Genomic DNA, 17,096 nt, shown 5'->3' with positions numbered 1-17,096 from the left:
TATTTTGTCTTCACTTTTTCCAAGAGGAAACCGAACAAACATACCGTCAAATTGCTAAAAAAAAGGATAGTGAAGTGACTCAGTCACTTCACTATCCTAAAATTTTATTAGTTATTTCCCTTTAAAAACTGGTTTTCTTTTTTCACTAAATGCGTTTAAAGCTTCTATTCGATCTTCTGTTGGAATAGTGATTTCGTAGGCTTTACGTTCAATGTTTAACCCTGTATGCAAATCTACATTCATGCCGTGTTTGATCGCAAACTTTGCTTGTTGAAGTGCGATTGGTCCATTGGCAAGCATCAGTGCTGCGAAGCTGTCTGTTTCTACAATTAATGTTTCACGAGAGGTAACTTTTGTTACTAAACCGTATGCTAGTGCCTCTTCTGCTTTAAGTCTTTTTGCTGTTAAAATTAGCTCTAGTGCTTTTGCTTCTCCGATAAGGCGCGGTAGACGTTGCGTTCCCCCAGCGCCTGGAATAATGGCTAAACTTGTTTCGGTTAATCCTAGTTGAATATCATCTGCTGCAATTCGGAAATCACATGCTAGTGCAAGCTCTGTACCTCCACCAAATGCGTAGCCATTTAGCATAGCAATCGTTGGTTGTGGTAGATTTTCAATTGCTGAGAATACTTCTCCAATTTTATAAATATTACGTTTTACTTGTTGATCTGTTAAATTTTTTCGTTCTTTTAAGTCTGCTCCTACACTAAATGATTTTTCTCCAGCTCCAGTGAAAATTACGACACGGATATCTGGATTTATGCGGATAGACTCTGTAATATCGCCTAGCTCTCGAAGCATCTCGTAATTAAATGCATTTAGCGCATCAGGTCTATTTAGTGTTACATATGCCAAATTTCCATGCTGTTCATAATAAATCGATTTCATTTCTTTTCCCCCTAAAAATACAATTATTTCCCCATACAAAACATATCATTTTACAAGTAGTCTGTCATCTATAGGTAATGGATTCATAATAGGTCGATTTCCCTTTTCCAATTTGGTACAATTATGTTATTGAAATTTTAAAGATTAGAGGAATTTGCATGGACATTTTTGTAGCGAGACAACCTATTTTTACTAAAAATGAACGTATTTTTGCATATGAATTGTTATATAGAGATGGTCAAAGTAATTCTTTTGCCGCTCTAGACGGTGATACGGCTACTTTAGATGTGCTTGTACATTCATTTCTTACAATAGGTATTAATGAACTAGCGGGAGAAAAACTATGTTTTATTAATTTTACAGAAAATTTGCTAGAAAAAGAAGTGTTTGCGAAATTTCCAAAGGATCGAATAGTCGTAGAAATATTAGAGGATATTCCGATTACGATTTCATTAATTCAAAAAATAAGAGTAATTAAATCTCTTGGCTTTTTAATCGCTTTAGATGACTTTGTTCTTCAAAAAAATGTTACTTTGTATGATGAGCTATTTTCTCTTGTTAACTTCATTAAAGTAGATTTCCTTGCGAGCACATCAAAAGAAAGACTAGCAATTGAACAAATTGTAAAGACAAATTATCCGAATGTCGTTTTGCTTGCGGAAAAAGTGGAAACACGGGCGGTATTTTACGAGGCTAAAGCTTCAGGCTATACGCTTTTTCAAGGCTATTTCTTTGCTAAACCAGAAATTATTAAAGGAACTGAAATACCAACAAATATGGCGCAATATTTTCGAATCATTGGCTTGTTACGGGATAAATCTGCATCAATCGAGGAGGTTGCAGATGAAATCGAACGGGATGTTTCTCTTTCTTTTAAAGTTTTAAAGATGATTAATTCACCTGCAATTCGCACGAAGTCAAAGGTTCGTTCTATTAAGCAGGGGGTACTCATGCTTGGTTTAGAAGAATTGAGTCACTGGTTATATGTTTTATTGCTTCGAGAAACAAAGGTAAGCCATTCAGGTGATGGCATGGCCCTCATTGAAGCGTCATTATTTCGAGCAAAGTTTTGCGATTTACTAGCAAGACGTAAGTTTCTACCAAATGCTTCTGAATATTTCATCATAGGGATGTTTTCTTTAATTGATACATTATTACACCGTTCGATGGACCAACTACTTCAGGAACTCCCCCTTTCAGATGAAGTGGCAGCAACATTGGCTGGCACTGAAACTGTAATGACCCCTATTTTAGAGCTAGCCATTGCTTGTGATGAAGTTCGTTGGAATGACATGATAGTTGGGGCTGCAATACTTGAAATTGATCACGCCGTATTAAATAATTTTTATCTAGAAGCACGTCGTTGGGCTGCTGAAATAATAAATTAATGCTTTTAATAAAAAATCTCGATGAGCTTTTCGCTTGCTCATCGAGATTTTTCTTTTTAATTCATTCAATTGGTAGAAAATACTTGATCAATAAAGTTGCATTTTCTTATAAAAGATGTACAATTAATAAAAGAACATGTGTTCCTAAAAGGAGAATGCGACATGCCGCTAATACCGGAAGAATCAATACCATATTTAGAAAACATGATCTATCTCCCGATGGTATTAACGATTTTAGAAAAAGATCGAATGATTTTCGAGCAAGCTCCCTTCAAGCTGAAACGCCCATATATATCTATGGTAGAAGAAGCTGCCAAGCAAGTACAAAAAGAACTAAAAGAAACGCATATTTATATGAGACGACATAGTATGAAGGTTCTTCGTGGTGAAGGGGATGATATGTTCACTGAGTATGTTTTTTTTCATGGTGGGTATGAAGAACATCGTCGTTACCTAAACGTCCGCCTTCGTAACAGAGTGGAAGAACTACTTTCTATATACTTTGCCCTTGTGGAAAAAATTCGTTAATCTTGGAACTCTTTTTGGAAAAATTGATTTCGGGATGTTATAAATTCGTTATGTGATAGGCGACTCATCCGTTTAAGAAAATGTGTATTTAAAAGATTTGCAAACCCAACTTGTTTACTTAACGTAACAGTGGAAGAATTTACTGTAATCTTTTCCCCGTTTGTTAATACTACCGTACAGCCACCCTCACTTGCTTCGAGTCTTTCAATGGCTTTAAGTGAAAACCAAACATTTAAATCCGATTTAGGAGACAAGAGTGGTATTAATATAAAAGGATTTCCATAGTCATGAGCAACTACTATTGGTAGTTTAAGGTAATTACCTAGAGTATCTTTGGAAAGTTGTTTAGCTTGTTGAAAAGTAGAACCGTAATAGGCGCATGATTGACGGACAATGTCGTAAGGCTTTTTACCTATTATAGTGGATTCTCCTGAAATATTAGTAACCTTCGTATAAATCTTGTTATTTATTCGAACCGGCTGTAGTACCGCAGTTTCAAATGAAACTAGGAAGGATTTATCATCTGCTTTTATTGTCATACATATTCACTCCTTAGTAGTTTATACATCAAGTATAGTTAAATATGGAAAAAAAGCAAGCGAATATAACGAATATTTAAAATTTTGAAATAAACATTAAAATCTAAATTTTCTCAAAATGATTGCAACTCTTGTTTTACTTTTATATAATGGTAAAAAGACATCGGGGTGATGGAAATGGACAAACAATATTCATATGCAGATTTTTTGAAAGCAATGGGTCAAACCGGAAAAGAAAGTTCTGCAGAAAAATTGTTAAATGAAATATATCTTGATATGTTTTTGAACATTATCCACCGGGAACAAAGTAGTTACCGATTATTAAGATTAATAGATGAGGCCCTTGATCAAAAAGATCAAGCAAAGTTTATGAAGTATACGAAAGCATTACAACAATTACAAAATACAAAGTAAAAGCCGCTTATGCAAAGCGGTTTTTCTTTTCTAACTCAAAAAACATACGTTCGTTTTCTTCGTTTTTAAAAACGAATTATGTTAAACTAAAGATATCTAAACCTTAGGAGGCATACTATGGATCAACTATTCGATTTGCAAGCTCCGTATGAGCCAGCAGGGGATCAAGTAAGAGCAATTGAACAATTAGTAGAAGGCGTTCGAGAAGGAAAAAAACATCAAACGTTGCTTGGTGCAACTGGTACTGGGAAAACGTTTACGATCTCAAATGTTATTCAACAAATAAACAAACCGACACTGGTGATGGCACATAATAAAACACTTGCAGGGCAACTGTATAGTGAATTTAAAGAGTTCTTTCCAAATAATGCAGTAGAATATTTCGTGAGCTATTATGATTATTTTCAACCGGAAGCGTACGTGCCGCAAACCGATACCTATATAGAAAAGGATTCGAGTATAAACGAAGAAATTGATAAGCTTCGTCACTCCGCCACATCTTCTTTATTCGAACGAAAAGATGTCATTATTATTGCATCGGTTTCATGTATATATGGTTTGGGAAATCCTGAAGAATATAAAGAAATGGTCGTTTCACTTCGAACTAACATGGAAATTGAGCGAAACCAATTACTGCGAAAATTAGTTGATATTCAATATGAACGAAATGATATTAGTTTTACACGTGGGACTTTTCGGGTAAGAGGGGATGTTGTGGAAATTTTTCCAGCTTCTCGAGATGAAAATTGTCTCCGTGTGGAGTTTTTTGGAGATGAAATCGATCGAATACGGGAAGTTAATGCATTGACAGGGGAAATATTAGCGGAACGAGATCATGTAGCAATATTTCCAGCATCTCACTTCGTTACACGTGAAGAAAAAATGCTTTTTGCAATAGAAAATATAGAAAAAGAATTAGTGGAACAGCTTAAAATTTTACGTAAGGAAGATAGGTTACTCGAAGCACAACGATTGGAACAGCGGACAAACTATGATTTAGAAATGATGAGAGAAATGGGTTTTTGTTCAGGGATTGAAAACTACTCACGTCATCTAACTTTACGGGAAGCAGGGGCGACACCATATACACTCCTTGACTATTTCCCAAAAGACTTTTTACTAGTAGTAGATGAAAGTCATGTTTCATTGCCTCAAGTAAGAGGAATGTTTAATGGTGACCAAGCAAGAAAATCGGTGCTAGTAAATCATGGTTTCCGATTACCATCTGCGCTTGATAACCGCCCACTTACTTTTGGAGAATTTGAAGATCATGTTCATCAAGCTATCTTCGTATCAGCGACGCCGGGTCCATATGAATTAGAACATACCCCTGATATGGTTGAACAAATTATTCGTCCAACAGGGCTACTAGATCCAGTCATTACAGTGAAACCAATTGAAGGTCAAATAGATGACTTAATCAATGAAATACATGAGAGAGCCTTGAAAAATGAGCGAGTGCTAATTACAACATTAACGAAGAAAATGTCAGAGGATTTAACCGACTATTTAAAAGAAATAGGAATTAAAGTTCAATATTTACACTCAGAAATAAAAACATTGGAACGAATTGAAATTATACGAGAACTCCGTTTAGGAACGTATGATGTATTGATTGGGATTAACTTACTTCGTGAAGGTATCGACATTCCAGAAGTATCCCTTGTTGCTATTTTAGATGCGGATAAAGAAGGATTTTTACGCTCCGAACGTTCCTTAATTCAAACGATTGGACGAGCTGCACGAAATTCACATGGAACAGTAATAATGTACGCAGATAAAATGACGGATTCCATGCGCAAAGCAATTGATGAAACAGACCGTCGACGTACCATTCAAATGGAATACAATGAAAAGCATGGAATTACCCCGAAAACAATCGAGAAGAAAATAAGAGAAGTTATTCGTGCATCACAAGTTGCAGAAGAAGAAGCGACTTATGCACAAAAGTTAACGAGTGGAAAAGCACTAACAAAAGATGAAAAAGCGGCCTTATTAGTAGATCTTGAAAAAGAAATGAAGGATTCGGCTAAGGCGCTAAACTTTGAACGTGCTGCAGAATTACGTGATGCAATCCTGGAATTGAAGCTGGAAGGATGATAGTGTGAAAAATCAAGAGATTGTTATACAAGGTGCTCGCGCACATAATTTAAAAAATGTAAGTTTAAAAATACCAAGGGATAAGCTTGTTGTAATGACCGGCTTATCTGGTTCTGGAAAATCCTCTCTAGCATTTGATACGATTTATGCAGAAGGACAAAGACGTTATGTCGAGTCATTATCGGCTTATGCACGACAATTTTTAGGGCAGATGGATAAACCGGATGTAGATGTAATTGAGGGTCTTTCACCGGCCATTTCCATTGACCAAAAAACGACGAGTAAAAATCCACGTTCTACGGTGGCGACTGTAACGGAAATTTACGATTATTTGCGTCTATTATTTGCTCGAGTTGGAAAACCGATATGCCCCACACACGGGATTGAGATAAGTTCACAAACGATTGAGCAAATGGTCGATCGTTTGAGCGAGTATCCTGAAAAAACACGTATGCAAGTATTAGCTCCCATCGTATCAGGGAGAAAAGGCACTCATGTGAAATTGCTGGAAGATATGAAGAAGCAAGGATATGTACGTGTCCGAGTTGACGGTGAGTTAATGGATTTGGATGACGATATCAATTTAGATAAAAATAAAAAGCATAATATAGAAGTAGTGATTGACCGAATTGTGATGAAAGAAGGCGTAGCACCTCGTTTAAGTGATTCGTTGGAATCCGCACTTCGAATTGCAGATGGAAGAGTATTAATTGATGTGATGGAACATGAAGAAATATTATTTAGTGAGCATCATGCATGTCCCATTTGCGGTTTTTCTATCGGTGAGTTAGAACCACGTATGTTTTCTTTCAACAGTCCATTTGGTGCATGCACAGAGTGTGATGGATTAGGAACTAAACTAGAAGTGGATCCAGAATTAGTTGTTCCCGATAAAACACTAACACTCGAAGAAGGGGCAATTATCGCCTGGCAACCAACAAGTTCCCAATACTATCCCAAGTTATTAGAAGCAGTATGCAAACATTACAAAATTAAAATGAAGGTACCTGTGGAGAAATTGCCAATCGACCAGTGGAATAAGATTATGTATGGCTCAGGAGAAGATAAAATTCATTTTCGCTATGAAAATGAATTTGGACAAGTACGAGACAACAAGATTCAATTTGAAGGAGTCCTATCCAATATTGAACGAAGATACAAAGATACATCCTCTGATTATATTCGTGAACAAATGGAAAAATATATGGCTCAACATAATTGCCCAACTTGCAAAGGATATCGATTAAAGGAAGAAACACTTGCTGTAAAAGTAGATTCCTTACATATTGCCCAAGTAACAGAGTTTTCGATTGAAGAAGCAAACCATTTCTTCAATCAATTGACTTTATCTGAAAAAGACATGCAAATTGCACGATTAGTTTTAAGAGAAATTCATGAACGGCTAGGCTTTTTAGAAAATGTCGGACTCGATTACTTAACGTTGAATCGTGCAGCAGGTACATTATCTGGTGGAGAAGCACAGCGCATTCGTCTAGCTACTCAGATAGGATCAAGGCTTACTGGGGTTTTATATATATTGGATGAGCCTTCGATTGGTTTACACCAACGAGATAATGATCGATTGATCGAAACTTTAAAGAATATGCGTGATATTGGAAATACGCTGATTGTAGTGGAGCATGATGAAGACACAATGATGGCAGCCGATTATTTAATCGATGTTGGTCCTGGTGCTGGGATTCGTGGAGGAGAAATCGTCGCTGCAGGCACACCTGAACAAGTAATGAAAAACAAAAAATCACTAACGGGTCAGTATTTAAGTGGAAAGAAATTCATCCCTTTACCAACAGAAAGAAGAAAGCCAGATGGGCGTTTTATCAAAATTAAAGGGGCTTCTGAAAATAACTTAAAAAATGTCAATGTAGATATTCCTTTAGGGGTATTTACAGCAGTAACTGGTGTTTCTGGTTCAGGGAAAAGTACGCTGGTGAATGAAATTCTTTATAAGTCGCTTGCACAAAAGCTTAACCGATCTAAAGTGAAACCGGGAGCAAACAAAAGCATAGAAGGAATAGAGGAATTGGAAAAGGTAATTGATATTGACCAATCACCTATCGGACGAACACCAAGATCAAATCCTGCTACTTATACAGGGGTATTTGATGATATCCGTGACTTATATGCAGCGACAAATGAAGCAAAAGTGAGAGGGTATAAAAAAGGGAGATTTAGTTTTAACGTAAAAGGTGGACGCTGTGAAGCGTGTCGTGGAGATGGAATTATTAAAATTGAAATGCACTTTTTACCAGACGTCTATGTACCTTGTGAAGTTTGCCATGGAAAACGGTATAATCGGGAAACATTAGAGGTACATTATAAAGGGAAAAATATAGCGGAAGTATTAAAAATGACAGTGGAGGATGGATTAGCGTTTTTTGAAAACCATCCAAAAATTAGCCGTAAATTACAAACTATTGTGGACGTGGGTCTAGGGTATATGGAGTTAGGTCAACCAGCTACGACACTCTCAGGGGGAGAAGCCCAACGTGTAAAACTTGCTTCCGAGTTGCATAAAAGATCCAACGGAAAATCATTTTATATCCTCGATGAACCCACAACTGGTTTGCACGTAGATGATATTGCACGTTTACTTGTGGTACTACAACGTCTTGTAGAAAATGGGGACTCCGTACTAGTTATTGAACATAATTTAGATGTGATTAAGACAGCGGATTATATGATCGATTTGGGTCCTGAAGGCGGCGACAAAGGTGGAATGATTGTTGGAGTAGGCACACCGGAAAAAATAGCTGAAACAAAAGACTCTTACACAGGGAAATATTTAAAAACCATTTTGGAACGCGACCGCGGGAGAATGGACGAAGTAATATTAAAAGCAACTAAAAAGAAAAAAGTTGCAGTAGAATCCAAGTGAAACCTTTTTTCCATTTAATCGTATTAAGTAGAGTAAGAAGTTAATCAGACTTTTAACTTAAGAGGAGGCCTTTCACTATGCAAGAAGAACGTAAACGTATTTTAGATATGGTTGAAAATGGCACAATTACTGCACAAGAAGCATTAATATTATTAGAAGCACTTGGCAAGCAATCAGTACCTGTAGCTCAGCCAGTAAAACAGGAAAAAAAAGAGGAATACAAATCAACGGAACAAGCTGAATCGCATTCGCAACATAAGCAACAAAACTCTGATTTTATAGAAGATTTGAAAAGAGATTTTACGGTAGTCGGAGAACGTTTTATGCACTTCTTGCAAGGAACTGTTGATAAAATAAAAGAATTTGATTTTGAAATGCCTTTTGGTGAACCTTTAGTTTTCCAAGAAAAGTTAGTAGTAGAGCAAGCTGAATATGATGATATATCTATAGATATTGCAAATGGTAAAGTGGAAATTTTCCAAACGGAAGAATCTAATACACATGCAAATGTGACAGTTAAATCTTATAAAAACTCTTCGGAAGAAGAAGCAAAAAATCGTTTTCACAGGGATTTTCTTTTTAAAGCAGAAGGAAATAAATTACGTATATATAGTGACATGAAAACAACATCAGTTCAAGTTGCGCTATATGTTCCTCAAAGAGCGTATAACGATATATCAGCTCGTTTATTTAATGGTGATTTTAGGGCGAACCACATCGAAGCAAAATCGTTTAAAGTCAAAACAACAAACGGAAAAGTGAATTTGGAAGAATTGCAATTTGGAAGAGCGGATATTGAGACGGTAAATGGATCGGTTCAAGTTCAACAAGTAGTAGGTGATTCCATTGAAGTGGAAACGATTAATGGACGCATTTATGTAGATGGAAAGTTGAAGGAAGTAGAAGGTTCGTCTGTCAGCGGACATGTTATTCTAACGACGAAAGATAAGGCAGCACGTAAAATAGAAGGAACTGCAGTAGCAGGAACTGTCGAATTATATGTACGGAAAGATGTTTCGTTAAAAGGGGAAGCTACTTCTCAATTAGGAAGAATAGATGTGCAGCTAGCAGATGTTACACAACTTAATCAATCAGAACAATTATTAAATAAAAGAGTTGGATTCACGAAAATAGTAGAATCTGAATCAGAGCCTTTGAAGGTATACGGAAATGCAAAAACTGGAACTGTCCTTGTTCGATATACTGTAGATGACGAGTAATCAGAAAAGCTGACAGAGGCGTATGCTTCTGTCAGCTTTTCTTTTTCCAACTTAGGATAGCGTGTGCTATGGCTCTAGAACAAAGACTTCTATAAGGAGCAGATTGTAGTAATGCTGCTTCTGCTCTGTTTGTCATAAAGCCACATTCTACTAAAACGGCAGGCATTTTTGTATCGCGGAGCACGGCGAAATTGGCTTGTTTCACTCCACGATTGTTACGTTTTGTAGTCGAACACAAAGAGTCTTGGATATTTTGTGCAAGTATTTTAGAATGGTTGGAAGGCTTTGTATACATAAAAGTTTCAATTCCACTTACATCATTAAATGAAGAGCCAAACGCATTTGCATGAATGGAAATAAATGCATCTACTCCTAGTTTATTTGCTAATGCAGTCCTTTCGTTAAGCGGCACATCTGACGTTCCTATATGGCTTAGAATGACGATTACTCCAGATTGCTGTAGTTCCTCTTTCATTAGTTGTACAACTGCCTGATTAAATTCAAATTCTCTCATTTTCCCATCGGGTGTTCGTTTTCCCGGTGTTTCTGGTCCATGACCCGCATCGAGCATAATTTTCATAACTAACTCACTCCTTTCTCTTAATAAATAGAAAGAGAAAAGATAAATGGATACTATTAAATAGAATAATCATGCTAAAATAAGAACTATGTGAAAACAGTAGCACGAAAGGAGCCTTATTGTATGCCTCATGTGACGACAAAGGACGTTAAAGAAATGTTCAAACTTACATTAGTAAGTGGGGAAGAAGGAATTGGTCGGCATATTGCAATTAGTGATATTTCTCGACCAGGGATTGAAATGGCAGGTTATTTCATGCATTATCCATCCAATCGCATTCAACTTTTAGGGAAAACAGAAGTTTCCTTTTTTCAGCTATTAAAACCAAAAGAAAAAGAAGAACGAATGAGAAAATTATGCGCACCAGATACACCAGTCATTATTATTTCGCACGGAATGGAAGTTCCAGAAGAATTAATTGTCGCTTCCAATAAAAATTCAGTTCCCGTATTAACGACAAATATGCCAACCACAAGATTCTCAAGTAAGCTTACCAATTTTTTAGAAAGTCGATTAGCTCCAACAACAGCTGTTCACGGAGTATTGGTGGATATATACGGGGTAGGTGTATTAATCACTGGGAAAAGTGGTGTTGGGAAAAGTGAAACCGCACTGGAACTAGTGAAAAGAGGTCATCGTTTAGTGGCAGATGACTGCGTAGAAATCAGGCAAGAAGGAGAAGACACACTAGTAGGCAGTGCTCCAAAGTTAATTGAGCATCTTCTTGAAATTCGCGGGTTAGGTATTATCGATATCATGACTTTATTTGGAGCAAGTGCAATTCGTAGTTATAAGCGTATCACACTAGTAATCGAACTAGAATTATGGGATGCAGAAAAAACATATGATCGGCTTGGGCTGGTAGAAGAAAAGATGGAAATAATAAATGCGGCTATCACAAAACTTACAATCCCAGTACGGCCAGGGAGAAACTTGTCTGTAATTATTGAAGTAGCAGCAATGAATCATCGGTTAAAGCGAATGGGTATGAATGCTGCAGAGGACTTTGCAAAGCGTTTAGACGATGTGATAAGCCAAAATGGAGAAAATGAATATTAATGATATGGTAGAGGGGAGTTTTACATATGAATTTATTACAAGCAATTAATCCGGTGGCTTTCTCGCTTGGACCAATAGAAGTTAGATGGTATGGAATAATTATTGCATGTGGCATTATATTAGCTTTTATAGTAGCACAACGGGAAATGGTAAAGCGAGGGTTTCATCAAGAATATTTAACAGATTTACTTATTTGGGGAGTGCCTTTAGCAATTATAGGTGCAAGAATATATTACGTTATCTTTAAATGGGATTTCTATAGCCAGAATCCAGAAAAGATTATTCAAATATGGCATGGTGGAATTGCAATTCATGGTGCATTAATTGCGTCTTTCTTAACGGCTTATTTCTTTACCCGAAAAAGAGGTACTTCTTTTTGGAAACTAATGGATATAATGGCTCCTAGCTTATTAATTGGCCAAGCAGTGGGGCGTTGGGGGAACTTCATGAACCAAGAGGCACATGGTGGAGAAGTGACTAGAACTTTTTTAGAAAACTTGAAGCTACCGAATTGGATTATCGAGCAGATGTATATTGAAGGAAAATACTATCATCCAACATTTCTATATGAATCAGTATGGAATATTATTGGAGTCATTATATTAATTTTGCTTCGTAAAGTAAACTTACTTAGAGGCGAGATGTTCTTGTTCTATTTAACATGGTACTCTGTAGGGCGATTCTTTATTGAAGGAATGCGTACAGATAGCCTGTATTTAGTAGGGGAATTAAGAACTGCTCAAGTGGTTTCATTACTAGCGATTGCAATTTCAATTATTCTATTTATATATAGAAGATTAACGATCAAACCTGCAGTGCGTTATCAAGATAAGTAAAGAAAGTAGGGCAAGCTTTGGGGATTATAAAGAGGGGTTTGTTTGCTGGTTTAAAAACGACGTGGGCGTTAAGTAAAATCATATTTCCTATAACCTTAATTGTTGTCATTTTACAATATACACCTGTTCTGCCTTGGATCATTCAGTTCATAACTCCTTTTATGGAGTTAATAGGACTGCGTGGGGAAGCAGCAATTCCGTTAGTTCTAGGAAATGGACTGAATTTATATGCGGCAATTGCAGGAATACTTTCCATGGATTTGTCGGTAAAAGAAGTATTTATATTAGCGACAATGCTTTCTTTTTCCCATAATATTTTTATCGAAACAGGAGTTGCTCTTCGTGTAGGGGTAAAACTTTGGATAGTGTTGGTCGTACGATTTGGGTTAGCTATTCTTTCTGCCATTATTATTAATTTAGTTTGGCGTGGTGGGGGAGAAATGGCTAAATATGGAGTAGCAACGGCGACTCAGCATATACCAAATGGATGGGGAGAGATTGTGTACCTTGGGTTACAAAAAGCGACTTTTGGCGTTTTACACTTGGCTGTTATAGTTATCCCTTTAATGGTTATCATTCAATATTTAAAAGAAAAGAATTATTTGCAAAAATTCTCAAAAGCGATTGGTCCTTTTACTAAAATAATTGGATTGAAGCCAAATGCATCCTTAACGTTAGTTGCAGGCCTTATCACAGGGTTAGCTATTGGGGCTGGTGTAATGATACAAGCTGTTAAAGAAGATGGAGTAAGTAAAAAAGATGCAACGATCGCTTTTATCTTCTTAGTTGCATGTCATGCAGTAATAGAAGATACACTAATCTTTATTCCATTAGGAATACCTATTTTGCCATTATTTTTAATCAGGATATTAACTGCATTTATTTTGACGATTATTGTCGCCTTTATTTGGAATAAGGCACATCAGACAAAACAAGAGGACGTGGTTACTTCATGAAAAGAGAACCTTATACTGCTATATTGTTTGATTTAGATGGGACACTATTAAATACAAATGAATTAATTATCGAAACTTTTTTACATGTTTTAGGAGAAAGATTTCCTGGGAAATATGACAGAGAAAGCGTACTGCCTTTTCTAGGACCTACTTTAGTAGAGTCATTCAATACTGTTGATCCTGCTCTAACGGATTCATTAATAGAGGCATACCGTACTTGGAATATGAACATGCATGATCAAATGGTGGCTCCTTTCGATGGAGTTGTAGATACTTTATACAAACTAAAAGAGCAAGGATACAAATTAGCGGTCGTTTCGACAAAAAGAAGAGTTATGATTGATAGAGGCATTAAACTAATGAAATGCGAAAATCTTTTCGACACAATTGTGGGATTGGATGATGTAAAAAAGGCAAAACCAGATCCAGAGCCAATTGAGTTAGCATTAACAAGACTTGGTGTCGAAAAAGAGCATGCATTGATGATTGGTGACAATCTACATGATATTGTTGGTGGTCAACGGGCTGGGGTAGATACTGCAGCTGTCGCATGGTCCATGAAAGGGGAAGCGTTTCTAGCTACCTTTCTTCCAACTTATATGATTCAACATATTAGTGAATTGCTTACTATAGCAAAAGGTCAAACGTTATGAGGAAAACAGAACGGTATCCTGTAAGTGGGGCAAATTCCCTGTGGCATGTGTACGATACAGTTCCTTTTTGGAAAGTAGTAAAGAATTTCATTTTCATACAAGCAGCGAGATACTCACCATTTTTAAGTTGGAAGAACTTTTTCTATCGAGTATTTTTGAAAATGAAAATTGGAGAAGAGACATCCTTTGCTTTAATGGTAATGGTAGATGTGATGTTCCCAGAGCGTATTAAAGTCGGTAACAATTCTATAATTGGTTATAATACAACCATATTAGCACATGAATATTTAATCAATGAGTATCGCATTGGCGACGTAATTATTGGCGATCGAGTGCTAATCGGTGCCAATACTACTATTCTTCCCGGAGTAACGATTGGTAATGATGCCATCGTTTCCGCGGCGACTCTTGTAAATCGCGACGTTCCAGAAGGTTGCTTTGTCGGTGGAAACCCAATGCGCGTGATCTATACAAAAGAAGAAATGTTAGAACGAACTAAATAATACAAAGAGCTATCTTTCTAAAGGAAAGATGGCTTTTTTTAATGATTAAGTATATGAAATACCGTGTTCATTGTGTTTTTAATTGCACAGGATTGTCTAACGCTGATTTGTGCCATCTCACATAAAGTTAACTCTTTACATAGAGAAATGGTTGCTTTCACGATAAAATTGGTTGCTTTCTTCAAGGACTTTGTTGCTTTCAGTGTAGAATCTGTAGCTTTCACCTTACAACTAGTCGCTCTATGACATTTTTTAACTTTTTAGTTGGGCATTTAAACTAATAATACTAGTGATCCTGTGGAACCTGAAAAAATAGATAGAATCCATTGATAAAGAAGCGCTGAGCGGACGAAATTGCATCTTCGTCCGCTTTTAAAAGAATAGGAAAGGATTTATTCTCTCATTAACCAAACCAAAAACATTATGTCTTTACATATTTCAAGAAGGAAACGGACAAACATTCGCCACAAGATTAACGGAAAAAGTGTAGCTAGAAATGACGCAGTCACTTCTCAATTCGCAAAAATTCCCCCGGTAATAGTGTAGCAAATGTTTCGTCCAAAGCACTCTAGAAATACAGAAGACAAGATGCACTTAAAGGAAGCTTGCATTTTTTTCTTATAGATAGGGGATAAATATATAGTGTTGACGAATATAAGGAAATAGGATAATATTTAAAATAATTTACTGTACTAGCACTCTAGTGTATTAAAGTGAAATTAGGAGTGAATAGAATGACTAAGATTCAAATGTTTGAAAAGCCTTTAGGAATGAGAGATTCTTTTCCGGAAGTAAATGAGCAAAAAGAATATATACGTTCGACAGCGAGAGATTTTATTCGCAACAAAGGATATGACTTTATAAAAACTCCATCGGTTGAGTACTTTGAAACGATTGGAAAAGCTTCTGCCATAGATGAGTCATCTTTATTTAAATTAGTAGACAATCAAGGGGAAATGCTCGTTTTACGACCGGACATGACGACTCCGATTGCCAGAATCGCAGCTTCCAAACTATTGAAAGAAAAAAATCCATTACGTCTAGCTTATTACGCAAACGTTTTTCGTGCACAACAGCGAGAAGGTGGAAGACCAGCAGAGTTTGAACAGTTAGGGCTTGAATTGATTGGTGACTTTAGTGCTTATGGGGATAGTGAAATTATTCATACAGCGGTGGAACTTGTAAAAGCACTAGGGGTGGAAGATTTCCGTATTACGATTGGGCATGCCGGAATGCTATCAGCCATTCTAACGAATAATACGAATACAAAAGAACAAGTAGATTCTTTACGACAACTTTTGGTAGAGAAAAACTTTGTTGGATTTGAACAAAAGTTGGAAGATATGCAGTTGCAAGACGCGCAAAAAGAGTCTCTGACAAAATGGATTGATAGTACGGTGGAATCTAAAATACTAGAAGAACACAGCGAGTTTTTAACGGATGACCAACAATATTTAATCGATCAAGTAAAGCAATTGCAACAATTATTAGAGATACGATTAAGTGATGCTTCTATTGTATCTTTCGATTTCACACTAGCGAGTCATATGAGTTATTACACAGGTATGTTATTTGAAATTCATGCGGCTGGAAGTGGCTTTCCTATTGGAAATGGTGGAAGATATGATGAATTATTTAAGCAATTTAATGAAGAAGTTGGAGCTACTGGATTTGGAATAAGGGTAGACAGACTATTGGAAGTTTTACCTAGAAACGAAATAAAAGAAAAGCATACGTTGTTTTTATTTGAAGAAGGTTATTATACCAAAGCAAATGACCTAGCAGAAGAAAGAAGAAAAAAAGCAGAACGTGTAACGCTTCAATATATAGCGGGTGTAAATGATTTAGATGCATATACAAAGAATTTTGATGAAGTAATAATCGTTTCAGAAGGTGGTTCTTTTCGTGAATGAGTTAACAATTGCAATGCCGAAAGGGCGTATTTTCGAAGAAGCATATACATTATTTGTTCAAGCGGGATTCGATTTACCGAAAGAAATAAATGATTCAAGAAAGTTAATCGTAGAAGCTCCGAATGAGCGAATTCACTTTATATTAGCAAAACCAATGGATGTACCTGTTTATGTAGAACATGGCGTGGCTGACATAGGAATTGCTGGGAAAGATGTGCTGTTAGAGCAAAAACGCGATGTCCATGAATTACTTGACTTACGTATTAGTAATTGCTATATCGCTACTGCTGGTCTTCCAAATACGAAAATGAATGAAATAGCACCAAGAGTTGCAACAAAATATCCAACGATAGCAACGAACTTCTACAAGGAAAAAGGAGAGCAAGTGGAAATCATTGAGCTTAATGGTTCTATCGAGTTAGCACCAATGATTGGATTAGCAGATCGAATCGTCGATATCGTATCTACTGGTCGAACGTTAAAAGAAAACGGACTAGTCGAATATGAAAGAATTGTAAACATATCTTCCCGACTAATCGTCAATCCGGTGAGTTATCGTGTGAAACGGGAACGAATAAAAGAGTTCATCGCGCAATTAAAAAATGAATTGAACAAAAGGTAGG

The 17,096-nt window shown here is 36.5% G+C and carries 16 protein-coding genes; 13 read left to right on the top strand and 3 right to left on the bottom strand.

Going from position 1 to position 17,096, the window contains the following annotated elements; all coding sequences use genetic code 11:
• Positions 1-111: 111 nt before the first annotated feature.
• Positions 112-888: an enoyl-CoA hydratase-related protein gene (locus ACEPXG_RS13715; RefSeq protein ID WP_391203433.1), complete on the bottom strand. Its 777-nt coding sequence runs from the start codon at positions 886-888 to the stop codon at positions 112-114.
• Positions 889-1,046: 158 nt separating this feature from the next.
• On the opposite strand from ACEPXG_RS13715, the gene ACEPXG_RS13710 reads away from it, so the two are divergent.
• Positions 1,047-2,276 carry an EAL and HDOD domain-containing protein gene (locus ACEPXG_RS13710; RefSeq protein ID WP_391203430.1) on the top strand — a complete coding sequence of 410 codons (1,230 nt, stop codon included), beginning with the start codon at positions 1,047-1,049 and terminating at the stop codon, positions 2,274-2,276.
• 162 nt (positions 2,277-2,438) lie between these two features.
• Positions 2,439-2,804: a hypothetical protein gene (locus ACEPXG_RS13705; RefSeq protein WP_391203427.1), complete on the top strand. Its 366-nt coding sequence runs from the start codon at positions 2,439-2,441 to the stop codon at positions 2,802-2,804.
• On the opposite strand, the gene ACEPXG_RS13700 is transcribed toward ACEPXG_RS13705, so the two are convergent.
• The gene (locus tag ACEPXG_RS13700) at positions 2,801-3,343 is read right to left on the bottom strand and encodes a competence protein ComK (protein WP_391203424.1); all 543 of its coding nucleotides are present in this window, start codon (positions 3,341-3,343) and stop codon (positions 2,801-2,803) included. The two genes, ACEPXG_RS13705 and ACEPXG_RS13700, sit on opposite strands and share 4 nt — an antisense overlap.
• A gap of 177 nt (positions 3,344-3,520) precedes the next feature.
• Between ACEPXG_RS13700 and ACEPXG_RS13695 the strand changes: the two genes are divergently transcribed.
• From ACEPXG_RS13695 to ACEPXG_RS13680, 4 genes are all read left to right on the top strand, one after another.
• Positions 3,521-3,757: an IDEAL domain-containing protein gene (locus tag ACEPXG_RS13695; RefSeq protein WP_391203421.1), complete on the top strand. Its 237-nt coding sequence runs from the start codon at positions 3,521-3,523 to the stop codon at positions 3,755-3,757.
• Positions 3,758-3,874: 117 nt separating this feature from the next.
• Positions 3,875-5,857, top strand: a complete 1,983-nt coding sequence (gene uvrB / locus ACEPXG_RS13690; protein WP_391203418.1) for an excinuclease ABC subunit UvrB — start codon at positions 3,875-3,877, stop codon at positions 5,855-5,857.
• Positions 5,858-5,861: 4 nt separating this feature from the next.
• Complete coding sequence (uvrA, locus tag ACEPXG_RS13685) at positions 5,862-8,753, top strand: excinuclease ABC subunit UvrA (RefSeq protein WP_391203415.1); 2,892 nt, start codon at positions 5,862-5,864, stop codon at positions 8,751-8,753.
• 77 nt (positions 8,754-8,830) lie between these two features.
• A complete protein-coding gene (locus ACEPXG_RS13680; RefSeq protein ID WP_391203412.1) occupies positions 8,831-9,973 on the top strand; it encodes a DUF4097 family beta strand repeat-containing protein in 1,143 nt (380 codons plus the stop codon).
• A gap of 31 nt (positions 9,974-10,004) precedes the next feature.
• Here ACEPXG_RS13680 and ACEPXG_RS13675 read toward each other — a convergent pair whose 3' ends face one another.
• Entirely contained in the window at positions 10,005-10,553 is a 549-nt protein-coding gene (locus tag ACEPXG_RS13675) for an N-acetylmuramoyl-L-alanine amidase family protein (RefSeq protein ID WP_391203409.1), read from the bottom strand.
• A gap of 123 nt (positions 10,554-10,676) precedes the next feature.
• On the opposite strand from ACEPXG_RS13675, the gene hprK reads away from it, so the two are divergent.
• The 7 genes from hprK (at position 10,677) to hisG (ending at position 17,095) form a co-directional block, all read left to right on the top strand.
• Positions 10,677-11,612 (top strand): HPr(Ser) kinase/phosphatase, encoded by a 936-nt coding sequence (gene hprK / locus ACEPXG_RS13670; RefSeq protein WP_391203407.1) that lies wholly within the window; start codon positions 10,677-10,679, stop codon positions 11,610-11,612.
• A 26-nt stretch (positions 11,613-11,638) separates the two neighbouring features.
• Positions 11,639-12,448 carry a prolipoprotein diacylglyceryl transferase gene (gene lgt, locus ACEPXG_RS13665; RefSeq protein WP_391203404.1) on the top strand — a complete coding sequence of 270 codons (810 nt, stop codon included), beginning with the start codon at positions 11,639-11,641 and terminating at the stop codon, positions 12,446-12,448.
• Positions 12,449-12,465: 17 nt separating this feature from the next.
• On the top strand, positions 12,466-13,404 hold the full coding sequence (locus ACEPXG_RS13660) for a nucleoside recognition domain-containing protein (protein WP_391203401.1): 939 nt from the start codon (positions 12,466-12,468) through the stop codon (positions 13,402-13,404).
• Positions 13,401-14,057, top strand: a complete 657-nt coding sequence (ppaX, locus tag ACEPXG_RS13655; RefSeq protein WP_391203397.1) for a pyrophosphatase PpaX — start codon at positions 13,401-13,403, stop codon at positions 14,055-14,057. The genes ACEPXG_RS13660 and ppaX overlap by 4 nt, the downstream gene beginning before the upstream one ends.
• Positions 14,054-14,560, top strand: a complete 507-nt coding sequence (locus ACEPXG_RS13650; RefSeq protein WP_391203394.1) for an acyltransferase — start codon at positions 14,054-14,056, stop codon at positions 14,558-14,560. The genes ppaX and ACEPXG_RS13650 overlap by 4 nt, the downstream gene beginning before the upstream one ends.
• A 734-nt stretch (positions 14,561-15,294) precedes the next feature.
• Positions 15,295-16,473: an ATP phosphoribosyltransferase regulatory subunit gene (locus ACEPXG_RS13645; protein ID WP_391203393.1), complete on the top strand. Its 1,179-nt coding sequence runs from the start codon at positions 15,295-15,297 to the stop codon at positions 16,471-16,473.
• Positions 16,466-17,095 carry an ATP phosphoribosyltransferase gene (hisG, locus tag ACEPXG_RS13640; protein ID WP_391203390.1) on the top strand — a complete coding sequence of 210 codons (630 nt, stop codon included), beginning with the start codon at positions 16,466-16,468 and terminating at the stop codon, positions 17,093-17,095. The genes ACEPXG_RS13645 and hisG overlap by 8 nt, the downstream gene beginning before the upstream one ends.
• Position 17,096 lies beyond the last annotated feature (1 nt).

This window comes from Psychrobacillus sp. L4, from assembly GCF_042944905.1.
Classification (GTDB): Bacteria; Bacillota; Bacilli; order Bacillales_A; family Planococcaceae; genus Psychrobacillus.
Note: the sequence above shows the minus strand (reverse complement) of the source record. Positions and strands in the feature narration are given on the sequence as shown.

Excerpts from the sequence above, each read along its gene's own strand:
- ACEPXG_RS13715 (WP_391203433.1), bottom strand. The coding sequence starts at position 888 with ATGAAATCGATTTATTATGAACAGCATGGAAATTTGGCATATGTAACA.
- ACEPXG_RS13710 (WP_391203430.1), top strand. The coding sequence starts at position 1,047 with ATGGACATTTTTGTAGCGAGACAACCTATTTTTACTAAAAATGAACGT.
- ACEPXG_RS13705 (WP_391203427.1), top strand. The coding sequence starts at position 2,439 with ATGCCGCTAATACCGGAAGAATCAATACCATATTTAGAAAACATGATC.
- ACEPXG_RS13700 (WP_391203424.1), bottom strand. The coding sequence starts at position 3,343 with ATGACAATAAAAGCAGATGATAAATCCTTCCTAGTTTCATTTGAAACT.
- ACEPXG_RS13695 (WP_391203421.1), top strand. The coding sequence starts at position 3,521 with ATGGACAAACAATATTCATATGCAGATTTTTTGAAAGCAATGGGTCAA.
- uvrB (WP_391203418.1), top strand. The coding sequence starts at position 3,875 with ATGGATCAACTATTCGATTTGCAAGCTCCGTATGAGCCAGCAGGGGAT.
- ACEPXG_RS13680 (WP_391203412.1), top strand. The coding sequence starts at position 8,831 with ATGCAAGAAGAACGTAAACGTATTTTAGATATGGTTGAAAATGGCACA.
- ACEPXG_RS13675 (WP_391203409.1), bottom strand. The coding sequence starts at position 10,553 with ATGAAAATTATGCTCGATGCGGGTCATGGACCAGAAACACCGGGAAAA.
- hprK (WP_391203407.1), top strand. The coding sequence starts at position 10,677 with ATGCCTCATGTGACGACAAAGGACGTTAAAGAAATGTTCAAACTTACA.
- lgt (WP_391203404.1), top strand. The coding sequence starts at position 11,639 with ATGAATTTATTACAAGCAATTAATCCGGTGGCTTTCTCGCTTGGACCA.
- ppaX (WP_391203397.1), top strand. The coding sequence starts at position 13,401 with ATGAAAAGAGAACCTTATACTGCTATATTGTTTGATTTAGATGGGACA.
- ACEPXG_RS13650 (WP_391203394.1), top strand. The coding sequence starts at position 14,054 with ATGAGGAAAACAGAACGGTATCCTGTAAGTGGGGCAAATTCCCTGTGG.
- ACEPXG_RS13645 (WP_391203393.1), top strand. The coding sequence starts at position 15,295 with ATGACTAAGATTCAAATGTTTGAAAAGCCTTTAGGAATGAGAGATTCT.